The organism is Dactylosporangium siamense (genome assembly GCF_016862795.1).
Classification (GTDB): domain Bacteria; phylum Actinomycetota; class Actinomycetes; order Mycobacteriales; family Micromonosporaceae; genus Dactylosporangium; species Dactylosporangium siamense.
Genome location: NZ_BONQ01000156.1, coordinates 111,873 through 119,731, shown reverse-complemented (window position 1 = coordinate 119,731; position 7,859 = coordinate 111,873). Strand labels below are relative to the sequence as shown.

The 7,859-nt window shown below is 71.5% G+C and carries 6 protein-coding genes; 2 read left to right on the top strand and 4 right to left on the bottom strand.

Annotation, left to right across the window (positions count from 1 at the left end):
- Nucleotides 1–221: 221 nt before the first annotated feature.
- Nucleotides 222–2,243, top strand: a complete 2,022-nt coding sequence (locus Dsi01nite_RS48110; protein WP_203853195.1) for a fibronectin type III domain-containing protein — start codon at nt 222–224, stop codon at nt 2,241–2,243.
- A gap of 33 nt (nt 2,244–2,276) precedes the next feature.
- On the opposite strand, the gene Dsi01nite_RS48105 is transcribed toward Dsi01nite_RS48110, so the two are convergent.
- The 3 genes from Dsi01nite_RS48105 to Dsi01nite_RS48095 all read right to left on the bottom strand — a co-directional run bounded on the left by Dsi01nite_RS48105 (nt 2,277) and on the right by Dsi01nite_RS48095 (nt 4,495).
- Nucleotides 2,277–2,645, bottom strand: a complete 369-nt coding sequence (locus Dsi01nite_RS48105; RefSeq protein WP_203853194.1) for a histone-like nucleoid-structuring protein Lsr2 — start codon at nt 2,643–2,645, stop codon at nt 2,277–2,279.
- A 132-nt stretch (nt 2,646–2,777) separates the two neighbouring features.
- Entirely contained in the window at nt 2,778–3,722 is a 945-nt protein-coding gene (locus tag Dsi01nite_RS48100) for an acyl-ACP desaturase (RefSeq protein ID WP_239136844.1), read from the bottom strand.
- A 59-nt stretch (nt 3,723–3,781) separates the two neighbouring features.
- Entirely contained in the window at nt 3,782–4,495 is a 714-nt protein-coding gene (locus Dsi01nite_RS48095; protein ID WP_203853193.1) for a lysophospholipid acyltransferase family protein, read from the bottom strand.
- A 160-nt stretch (nt 4,496–4,655) separates the two neighbouring features.
- Between Dsi01nite_RS48095 and Dsi01nite_RS48090 the strand changes: the two genes are divergently transcribed.
- Nucleotides 4,656–5,720: an AI-2E family transporter gene (locus tag Dsi01nite_RS48090; RefSeq protein ID WP_239136845.1), complete on the top strand. Its 1,065-nt coding sequence runs from the start codon at nt 4,656–4,658 to the stop codon at nt 5,718–5,720.
- Nucleotides 5,721–5,955: 235 nt separating this feature from the next.
- Here Dsi01nite_RS48090 and Dsi01nite_RS48085 read toward each other — a convergent pair whose 3' ends face one another.
- Nucleotides 5,956–7,848, bottom strand: coding sequence for a hypothetical protein (locus Dsi01nite_RS48085; RefSeq protein ID WP_203853192.1), 1,893 nt, complete (start codon nt 7,846–7,848; stop codon nt 5,956–5,958).
- Nucleotides 7,849–7,859 lie beyond the last annotated feature (11 nt).

Here is a 7,859-nt window from a genome sequence, read left to right as displayed (position 1 = left end):
GACAGCTGTCCGCGCGGCCGGTGCGCTCCTTCGATCTTGGGGGCAAGATCGTTTGCCGTGTCCTGCGGGGCGTCGAGTGATCCTGGGGTCGCCCTGACTTCCGGTTGCGGGGCTTCCTGGGGTCTGCCGACTCTTGGAACTCGGGTTTGCGGGGTGGGCACGAAGCGTAGTGGTTAGATTGCGAAGCGTGTTCACGTCTTGCTGGGCGTGGGCGATCGTCGGTGACGGGGGACGGGATGCGCGAGCAGTCCGGGTTGACGTCGAATGCCACGGGGCGCGACGGGAAGCGCGTCGGCCTCACCATCCTGACGGCGGGCCTCATCGGGTTCGCCATCACGGGCGGTCCGGCGTTCGGCGGGCTCATGGGTCAGATCGGCGCCACGCCCGGACCGTCGGCAGCGGCGACCGGCGGGCCGTCCCCGGCGCCGGGAACAGCGGTGCGGACGACGTCGACACCGAAGGCGAAGGCGCAGAGAGCGGGCGACACCGGATCACCGGGGCCGACCGGCGGGACGGCGAACGGCCTCGACCCGGCGGCGCAGGCGACGCGGAGCACCGACCCGTCGCCGTCTCCCACCGGCACCGACCCGTCACCGTCGGCAGGTAGCGGCGCGCCGGGCAGCGGAGACGGCAGCCAGGACGGCACCGGCGACACGAACGACGACGGCACCTGGGCCGGCAACGGAAACCCGGCCGACGACGGGACCGTGGCGGACGATGGGGTTGCCGGCCATGACGGCCAGGGCGACACCGCAGCCGCGGCCAGTGAACCGGTCGATGCCGACGGCAACCCGCTCGACACCGTCGACGACGCGACGGCCGCCGGCCGCGCCGCGAGCGCTGCCGCCGGCGGCGCCACGGCACCCTCGGCGCCGGAACTGGTGTCCGTGACGGCCGTGGACCACGGGCTGCGGGTGGCCTGGGTGCACGACGGCAGCGGGGTCGATCACTACGTCGCGACCGCGTACGACCGGCAGGGCATCGCCGACGGCAGCTGTCTCGGGGCGCTGCCGTCCACGGCGGCCTGCGACATCGGCGCCGGGGTGGCGGCAGGTGGGGCATACGTGGTGCGGGTCGTCGCGTACGGCGGCGCCGGGGCGGTCGCGCCGTCCAGCCCCGCCAGCTCCGACGTCGTCGTCATCAGCGGCTCGGCGCCGCCGACCGCGTCGACCGCGCCGACGATGCCGGTCGTGACGGCACCGCCGGGCGGGGGCGGGGTGCTGTCGGCCGCGCCCGGGGAGCCGGTCGAGCTGGTCGTGACGCCGGGCGACCGGCAGCTCATGGTCGAGTGGCGGGCGCCCTGGCCGCACGACGGGGTCGCCGGTTACACGGTGCACGTCGAGGAGGACGCGGGGCTGGACTGCGTCACCACCGAGGTGCACTGCACGATCAGCGGGTTGACCAACGGCACCCCGTACACCGTGCGCGTCCGGACCGACGGCACCGGCGGCTCGGGCGGGTCGGCGTGGGTCACGGCCGTCGCCACGCCGAGCCTGGCGCCGGGCGAGCCGACGGGGGTGACCGCCGTGGCGCGGATCGAGGCGATCACCGTGTCGTGGGTGGCCGGCGCGCCGGGGACCGGGGTGGCGAGGTTCCAGGCCCTGGCGACCTCGACGGTGGGCGGCGACCAGGGCGTGTGCGAGTCCGTCGACGGCAACACGTGCACGATCAGCGGGTTGAAGTGGGGCGACACGTACACGGTGGCGGTGAAGGCACTGGGCCGGCACGGGCGGAACTCGGCGTGGAGCGTGCCGGCACAGGTGGCGACGCCCGAGGAGGTGACGCTCCCGGCGAGCGTGCCGGTGGGGGCCGGCGGCATCGGCAGCTCCAGCGGTGACACGGTGGCGCCGGGTGAGACGTTCACGGTCAGCGGGTCCGGGTTCGCGCCGCACTCGACGGTCAAGGTCGCGCTGTACTCAGACCCGCACCTGCTGGCCACCACGATGACCGACGGCACGGGGGCGTTCAGCGTGCCGGTGTCGGTGCCGGCGGACCTCCACGGCGCGCACACCCTGGTCGTGGCCGGGGTCGACGGCGACGGGGCCGCGCGGTACCTGACGATGGCGCTCACCGTCGCCGAGGCGTACAGCGTGACCGCGTTCGGCGACGCCGGGGCAGGGATGCTGGCGGTGACCGGCGACCCGGTCGGCGGCATCGCAGGCACCGGTGCCGTCATGCTGCTGGCCGGTGTGGCGCTGCTCACCCTGACCCGGGCAGGAAAACGCACTGAGGGCACCCCGTAACGGGATGCCCTCAGCGGGTGTGGCGACGAACCTTCAATGTCCTGCCTCGGCGTGGTACCGCTCGACGAGATCCGAACGGATCCGGCCGCGGTCGGACACCTCGATGCCCTTCGACAGGGCCCATTCACGGATGGCCCGGTTCTGCTCCCGCTCGGCGCGGGCGGACAGGACCGGCCGGACCCGGCCGCCCGGACGAGCCGGAGCGGCGGCGGATGCCGGGGTGAGACGACCGACCTTGCTCGCGGCACCGACGAACGGCGCGAGGGCGTCGCGCAGTTCGGCCGCGTGCTTGTTGGACAGGTCGATCGTGTACTGCACGCCGTCGAGGCCGAAGCTGACACTCTCGTCGGCGAGTTCGCCGTCGAGGTCGTCGATCAGCTCATGGATCACGCGTCTGGCCATGACGATGCTGCCTTCCGGTACAGGGAGTTACTTCCGGACCCGTCGGCAACCTGAATTCCGCGTGTAAAACGGTCAGACGGGCAGTGACGGGCACGGAACGGTCGTTGGAGCGTACCCGAAGAGTAACCGCGTCTAGACGGCGGCCCGGGCGGACTGACGGGCCCTGGTGGCCTCGCGCCGCTCCACGAACTTGCTCGCCTGGGCGTCGAGCCCGGCCAGGAACGTGGACAGTTCCTCGCGCGCGGCCTCGCCGTCGCCGGACAGCTCGGACCGGTCGAACGCCTTCACCTGACGCAGCACCGGGATCAGCACGTCGTCGTGGTGCAGGCGCAGGTCGTAGATGCCGGCCATCGCGATCTGGACCGACTTGCGGCCGAAGTTCTCGATGGTGTGGCCCGGCATCTGAAACGACTTGGCGACCTTCGTGATGGCCCGCATGGTGGTGTTGGGCGCCACGTCGAACGCCGCGTTGAGCAGGTTGCGGTAGAAGATCATGTGGAGGTTCTCGTCGTTGGCGACCTTCACGAGCAGCTGCTCGCAGAGCGGGTCGCCGCTGGCCGTGCCGGTGTTGCGGTGCGACACCCGGGTCGCCAGCTCCTGGAACGACACGTACGCCACCGACTCGATCAGCCCGTCGTAGGCGTTGGTGAAGCCGACCTCCATGTGCGTCATCCGGGCCCGCTCCAGCGCGACCGGGTCGACGGCCCGGGTGGCCAGGAGGTAGTCACGGATGGCGACGCCGTGCCGGCCCTCCTCCGCGGTCCACCGGTGCACCCAGGTGCCCCACGCGCCGTCCCGGCCGAAGATCGTGGCGATCTCGTGGTGGTAGCTGGGCAGGTTGTCCTCGGTGAGCAGGTTCACGATGAGCGAGATGCGGGCCACCTCGGACAGCTTCGACTGGCCGGGCTCCCACGCCTCACCACCGAGCACGCCGTCGAAGTCGCGGCCCTGGCTCCACGGCACGTACTCGTGCGGGAACCATTCCTTGGCCGTGGCCAGGTGACGGTTGAGGTTGGCCTCGACCACCGGCTCCAGCTCGTTGAGCAGGGCCAGGGTGGCGGTGGGCTCGGTCGTCACGGAACCTCCGTTGAATGCGGGAGCAGCAGCTCGGTCGGTACTGAGTGAAACATGCTCGGCTAGTCGGCGGCCAGAAGGGACTCCGGCGTCGGCGCGGTCCCGCCGAGGTGCGCGGGCTGCCAGAACACGCCGTCGGGCTGATGCGGGTACTCCCGCTGGGCCCGGTCCAGCATCGTGGTCATTCGGGTCCGAAGCTCCGCGGTCACCGCGTCGGCGTTGTCCTTGCGGGTCGGGTGCAGTGGTTCCCCGGCGATGATCGTGATCGGCACCCCACGCTGGGTGAGATTCTTCGGGTGACCCTTCGTCCAGAACCGCTGCGTCCCCCACAACACCATCGGCACCAGCGGCGTGCCCGTGGCGGCGGCAAGCCGGGCCGCGCCCGACTTCATGTCCTTCACCGTGAACGACTGGCTGATCGTCGCCTCCGGGAACACCCCGACGACCTCGCCGGCCTTCAGGTTCTCCAGCGCCGACTTGTACGAGGCCATGCCCGCCTCCCGGTCCACCGGGATGTGCCGCATCCCGCGCATCAACGGCCCACCGATCTTGTGCCGGAAGATCGAGTCCTTGGCCATGAACCGCACCAGCCGCTTGGAGCGGTTCGCGCCCAGACCGCAGAAGATGAAGTCGAGATACGACACGTGGTTGCAGGCGATGACCGCACCACCCGTCGTCGGCACGTGCTCGGCCCCCTCGACGGTGATGCGCATGTTGAGCAGCCGGAACATCGTCTTCGCGAGCGCGATGACCGGGGGGTACACGAGATCAGCCATGTGCTAACGCTAGCGGTCTTGCCTGGACGTCACCCGGTACCCTGCCCCCAAGGTCGTTTTCTTCATCTTTGCTGTGGGAGTCCGGGTGTCCATCGACCAAGACGTCGAGAACGACGAGAACGAATCGCCGGCGGACGAGACGCCCGACGACGACGTCGACATCATTGTCATCCCGCCGCCGCGGTTCGGCACGCCGGGGCCGCCGATGCGGCGCTCGCCGTTGCTCATCGGGCTGTTCGGCGGGATCGGGCTGCTGCTGGCCTACAGCCTGTACCTCGCGGTCGACCAGGTCCGCTCGATCCTGGTGCTCATCTTCATCGCGATGTTCCTGGCCATCGGCCTCAACCCCGCCGTGGTGCGGCTCACCAGGTGGGGTGTGCCACGGGTCCTCGCGGTCGCCACGGTCGGGCTCGGCGCGATGCTGCTGCTGTGCGGCGGCCTGCTCGCGCTCATCCCGCCGCTGGTGACGCAGACCGGGGCGCTGGTGGAGCACCTGCCGATCTACATCGACAACCTGCGCCACCAGGACCAGCTCAACAAGCTCAACGAGGACTACAAGCTGCTCGACCAGCTGAAGGCCGTGGCCACCGCCGGCAACGTCACCAAGGCCCTCGGCGGCGTCTGGGGCGGCGCGCAGGTCGTGTTCGGCGCGCTGTTCAACATCGTGACGGTGGTCGTGCTCACCCTGTACTTCATGGCCGCGTTCGACCGGTTGAAGGACGGCGGCTACAAGCTCGTCCCGGCGTCCCGCCGCCCGCGGGTCATCCTGCTCGGCGACGAGATCCTGACGAAGGTCGGCGCCTACCTCGGCGGCGCGCTCGCCATCGCGGTCATCGCCGGGCTGTCGTCGTTCGTGTTCCTGCTGATCCTCGACATCAAGTACTCCTATGCCCTGGCGGTGCTGATCGCGATCACCGACCTCATCCCGCAGATCGGCGCCACCCTGGGCGCGATCGTGGTGAGCGTCGTCGGCTTCGCGACCAGCATCCCGGCGGGCATCGCCTGCGTCATCTTCTTCGTCATCTACCAGCAGGTCGAGAACTACCTGATCTACCCGACGGTGATGCGCCGGGCGGTCAAGGTCAGCGACCTGGCCGCGATCCTGTCGGTGCTGCTCGGCGTGGCGCTCATGGGCGTCGTCGGCGCGCTGATCGCGATCCCGGTCGTCGCCGCGGTCCAGCTGATCGTCCGCGAGGTCGTCATCCCCCGGCAGGACGCCCGCTGAGGCGCCGGCATGATGCCGCCCAGGTGCTACGTCTGCGGCCTCGACCGGCGCACCGCCAGGCCGGGGCCGCTGCACCGGCGGTTCGTCCTGGTGCACTTCGGCGGGGTGCGGCCACTGCCGGGAGGCCGGGTCGGCCATCCGCCCAACGCCGTCTGGTTCTGCTCCGCGCACGCGGGGCCCGCCAAGCGCCGCAGGCGCCTGCCGAAGGGCGAGGCCCTGCGCCAGATCGACGCCCTCAGGTCCGGCTCAGGACCCTGGTCAAGCCTGCTGCGACGGTGGTGGCCAGGGTCCAGCCGGCGATGATGAACCCGAACGCGAGCCACTGCCCGGCGCCGGTCGGGCGGTAGGCGGACTCCTGACCGAAATCGATGATCGGCAGGAGCAGGTCCAAGGTGTAGACGACCGGGTGCAGCTCGGGCGGCTGACCGGGATTGACCGGCGCCGGCCGCCACACGGTGAACACCGCGGTGCCCACGACGAGCAGGGCGAGCAGCCAGACGGCGGCGCGCTGGGGGCGGTACCCGTAGCCGACGGTGACGTCCTGCAGCCAGTTCCACGGCCACGTCCACCACGGCCGGGTCGCCCGACGGCGGCGCTGCTTGGCGAGCAGCACGGTGCGGGCGTCCTCGTCGTGGCCCAGCTGCCGGTAGACCGCGGCGAGCTGCTCGTAGGGCTGCGGCGGCAGGCCGTCGGGGGTCCGCGCCAGCCATTGGAGTCGCTGCGCGGGCTCCAGCAGCGGGTTCAGCGTCTGGTACGTGAGACCGTCGAGCCGCACGTCGGCGGGCCACGTGGCAGGATCATCCCGCAGCCGTCCGACCCGCATGTAGCGCAGGTCGAGCCAGCCGGCCGGCGGCTCGGCGAAACGCAGGTCCACCTCAGCCACCTCGACTCCGGTGCACTTGAGCTCGCGCAGGTGCGCATCCAGGAAGCAGAGCTTGCCGCCGATCCGCGCCGAACTCAGCCTGATCTGACCGGTCGCGGTGAACCCTCGGCAGCAGTTCATCATCGACGCGACCACGATCGAGGCGGCTCGCAGCGAGGTCCCGTCGGGGTTGTCGAGGCGGGCGCCCTCGAGGAAGACCGCGCCGTCCACCCGCGCCTCGAGCAACGACACCTCGCCGGTCGCCGTGAACCCGTCGCGGCAGTCCAACGGCCCGTCGACCGTGCAGTTGTCGGCGCGCAGGGCGTGGCCGCCGGGGTTGGCGAGGGTCGCGCCGGCAAGCCGCAGGATCCGCCCGACGCGGGTGCCGACGAGGCGCAGCTCACCCTCGACCGAGCAGCCGCCGAGCAGGTGGACGCCGCCGGCGACGTCGGCGCGGTCCAGCCGCATCGCGACGGCGCCCGGGTTGCGCAGGGTCGCGCCGGTGAACGTGGCGACGCCGCCGATGGTGGAGTTGCGCAGGCTGACCTCGCCGTGGACCGTGGCGTGGCGCCCGAACACGCCTCCCTGGACGGTCGCGCTGTCCAGGTCGACGCCCATGGCGGCGCCGGGACGCGGGGTGAGCGTCTCCCCGTCGCCGAGGTGCTCGAACGTCTCCAGTGGGGCATCCGGCGCGGCCGGTGGCGCGATGACGGTGGCGTCGTTGAGGTGGATGCCGCCGGTCACGGTGGCCTGGAACAGCCGCAGCGTGCCCTCGGCGCGGAAGCCGTGCTCGGCGACGAGGTCGCCGCTGAGCTCAAGGCGCTCGGCCAGCAGCGCGGTGCCGCCGGGACGCAGTAGGTGCGCCCGGTCCAGCAGCAACCCACCGGCGATCTTGGCGCCCCTGAGGTTGATCACGCCGGTGCACCGGATCCCCGACAGCCGCAGGTGCCCGGCGACGGTCACCCCGGCCGCGTGCAGGCCCGGCAGGCGGGTGTTGCGGAACCCGGTGAAGGCCAGGCGCGCCCAGTACAGGTCCGGCGCCTCGAGGAACTCGCTCTCCTGCACCAGCAGCGGGCAGGTCACCTCGGCGAAGGACAGCACCAGCTTCCCGGTGACCCGCGCCTCGTGCAGCCGCAGCGCCGCGCGGCGGGTGGGCAGCTCCCCCGTGAGCAGCTCCATGAGCAGGGCGGCGGGCACGTCGGCGCCGCCCAGGTTCAGTGGCTGACCGACCGCGAACGCCTGCCGCACCCGCTCATCGACGTCCACGACTGTGGATC

Coding starts and splice junctions, on each gene's coding strand:
- Dsi01nite_RS48105 (WP_203853194.1), bottom strand. CDS start 2,645: ATGGCCAGACGCGTGATCCATGAGCTGATCGACGACCTCGACGGCGAA.
- Dsi01nite_RS48095 (WP_203853193.1), bottom strand. CDS start 4,495: ATGGCTGATCTCGTGTACCCCCCGGTCATCGCGCTCGCGAAGACGATG.